This is a genomic window from Alcanivorax sp. HI0083, from assembly GCF_001635175.1.
Map to the genome: position 1 here is coordinate 1 of NZ_LWFX01001067.1, position 2,595 is coordinate 2,595.

Consider the following 2,595-nt stretch of genomic DNA (forward strand, 5'->3'; position numbering starts at 1 on the left):
CTGGGTATGAGTGATGAAGACCGCACCGAGAACATTCGCCGGGTGTCTGAAGTGGCCAAATTGATGGTGGATGCCGGTTTGATTGTGGTAACGGCCTTTATCAGCCCGTTCCGCGCCGATCGCGATGCGGCCCGTGAGTTGTTCGAAGACGGTGAGTTTGTGGAAGTATTTGTGGATGCGCCGCTTGAAGAGTGTGAGAAGCGCGATCCCAAAGGGCTGTACCAGAAAGCGCGCCAGGGCATTATCAAGGAATTCACCGGTATCGATAGCCCTTACGAAGCACCGGCCAAGCCGGAGCTGGTGGTGAATACCGCTGAAAACGATATTGAAGCCTGTGTGAAGCAACTGATCGCCGCAATTGTGTAGGGTGGGTGCTGGCTAAGCTGTATGCCGGATTACGCCTTTCAGGCTAATTCGACCTACAAAATTGCGCCTTCCAGGCTGATTTGGCCTACAAACTACGTGCCGCTGATTTGGCGTAGGTCAGATTAGGCGTAGCCGTAATCCGACACAGTGCAGTGATTGGATTTTGTCCTCAGGCCAAGGATGGCCTGTTGCTCATGCTTTTCAGGAAACGACAAGAACCGTCTTCATAACCCGCGCCTGAGCGTTTTGATCTGCTACCACCACGCCGCGGTGCGTGCTCGGTTCTGCCCATGAGTGGGAGGTGAGCGATAGTGTTGTGATGCTCATTGATTGTGGCTTGTTCCAGGGGGCGGTCATTCAACACTGGTGAGCATGGGGTATACGGTAATTCGGCCATCGTTATGTCGGTCCTCGACAGCAATCCGCACATCCACATAACCAAATGCATCGGCCAGTTGCCGGGCGTGCTCCCAGCTATTGGCCGGGTAGGGGTGGGAGGTCAGCTCAACAGTATCCCCGGTGCTGAAGGTATGGCGGAAACTGGCGCGATAAAATGGCATAGTAGACTCATCTATCGTGGTTATCGTGTGTGGCGGAGGCAGCACGGAATGTTCTGGGTTGCCGCAAGCTCAACAGCCACTCTAGGCGGTTGAACGGTTCCGCTGTGTCATCCACAAACCACTGTTTGAGTAAGATAAGTCTGAGGCTAAGGCCGATGATTCGGAGACGTAAGCGATGAATAGTATCCTGGTAACGGGCGGCGCGGGTTACATCGGTTCTCATACCGTTTTATTGTTGTTGGAAGCTGGGCACCAAGTGGTGGTGCTGGATAATCTAAGCAATAGCAGTCGTGAGAGCCTGATTCGTGTTGAGCGGCTTACCGGCAAATCGGTAACCTTTGTAGAGGGGGATATTCGTGATGCCAGCTGTCTGGATGCCCTGTTCTCAGCCCATGATATTGCGGCAGTAATCCATTTTGCTGGCCTCAAGGCGGTGGGGGAATCTGTTGCCATGCCGCTTGCGTACTACGACTGTAACGTGACTGGAAGCCTCCGGTTGCTGGAGGCGATGGAGCGTGCCGGCGTACGCACCATGGTGTTCAGCTCTTCAGCGACGGTCTATGGCGATCCCGCAACGGTTCCGATACGGGAAGATTTCCCTCTCAGTGCAACGAATCCCTACGGTGCCACCAAGCTGCATATTGAAGATATGCTCCGAGATCTCTACACCAGTGATAACCGCTGGAGAATAGCCCTTCTGCGCTACTTTAATCCCGTGGGTGCCCACGAAAGCGGCGAGATTGGCGAAGACCCCAATGGCATTCCTAATAACCTGATGCCTTTCATTGCACAGGTTGCCATCGGCAAGCGGGAGCAGCTGAATGTCTTTGGTGGGGATTACCCTACCCATGACGGTACAGGGGTGCGTGATTACATCCACGTGATGGACCTTTCCGAGGGGCATCTGGCGGCACTGCAGGCGTTGGAGAAAGCCGGTGGCTTAATTACGACCAACCTGGGAACGGGACGTGGGTATAGCGTACTTGAGATGATCGAGGCTTTTTCCAGGGCTTCCGGCCGTGACGTTCCTTATCAGGTTGTGGAACGTCGCCCCGGTGATGTGGCGACCTGTTATGCGGACCCGACCCATGCCAGCAATGTGCTTGGCTGGAGCGCTTCGCGGGGTATTGACGCGATGTGCGAGGATCACTGGCGCTGGCAGGACAAGAATCCGAATGGATATAAATAAGCATTACTCATTGGCTATTCGTTTTCTGATCAGGCTCGGATAGCGACTCTGGATGCTCTCTTGATTCGTCAATCCCGCGAAGGCGGGAATTCATTTACTCAGGCCTTCAATGTGTTGGGGTTCCTTCATTGACAGCGAAACCGGATAAGGCCGCTCTGTTGCGTGGCTTTGCAGCCTTGCTGAAAAAGTATCTTGGTCCGCTGGTGATCAGGGGGCTGGGTGCAGTGGCCATGCTGGCCATGAACGTTCTTGTTGCAAGGCAGCTGCCGGCGGACCAGGCCGGTATTTTCCTCTGGAGCGTTGCGGTGCTGATGCTTGCTTCAGTGGTAGTGAGAATTGGTACGGATAACAGCGTGCTGAAGCTGGCATCAATCGCATTTTCAGAAGGAAAGGATGATCAACTTTATCGCCAGCAATGGTTTTCGTTGTTTCTGGTTGGCCTGGTTTCCCTCTTTGTGGCGATTAATGCAGTAGCAGTTG

At 54.0% G+C, this 2,595-nt stretch carries 4 protein-coding genes; 3 read left to right on the plus strand and 1 reads right to left on the minus strand.

Features of this window, described 5'->3' with window-relative positions; all coding sequences use genetic code 11:
- Window positions 1-366, plus strand: a 366-nt coding sequence (cysC, locus tag A3754_RS14080; RefSeq protein ID WP_063520201.1) for an adenylyl-sulfate kinase, incomplete at its 5' end; no start/stop codon positions are given.
- 353 nt (window positions 367-719) lie between these two features.
- Here the strand turns inward: cysC and A3754_RS14085 are convergent.
- The gene (locus tag A3754_RS14085) at window positions 720-926 is read right to left on the minus strand and encodes a hypothetical protein (protein ID WP_063520202.1); all 207 of its coding nucleotides are present in this window, start codon (window positions 924-926) and stop codon (window positions 720-722) included.
- 175 nt (window positions 927-1,101) lie between these two features.
- Between A3754_RS14085 and galE the strand changes: the two genes are divergently transcribed.
- Together galE and A3754_RS14095 are read left to right on the plus strand one after the other, a co-directional pair.
- A complete protein-coding gene (galE, locus tag A3754_RS14090; RefSeq protein WP_063520203.1) occupies window positions 1,102-2,115 on the plus strand; it encodes a UDP-glucose 4-epimerase GalE in 1,014 nt (337 codons plus the stop codon).
- A 128-nt stretch (window positions 2,116-2,243) separates the two neighbouring features.
- The coding region (locus tag A3754_RS14095; RefSeq protein WP_197468662.1) for a hypothetical protein at window positions 2,244-2,595 on the plus strand (352 nt) is incomplete at its 3' end.

Excerpts from the sequence above, each read along its gene's own strand:
- A3754_RS14085 (WP_063520202.1), bottom strand. The coding sequence starts at position 926 with ATGCCATTTTATCGCGCCAGTTTCCGCCATACCTTCAGCACCGGGGAT.
- galE (WP_063520203.1), top strand. The coding sequence starts at position 1,102 with ATGAATAGTATCCTGGTAACGGGCGGCGCGGGTTACATCGGTTCTCAT.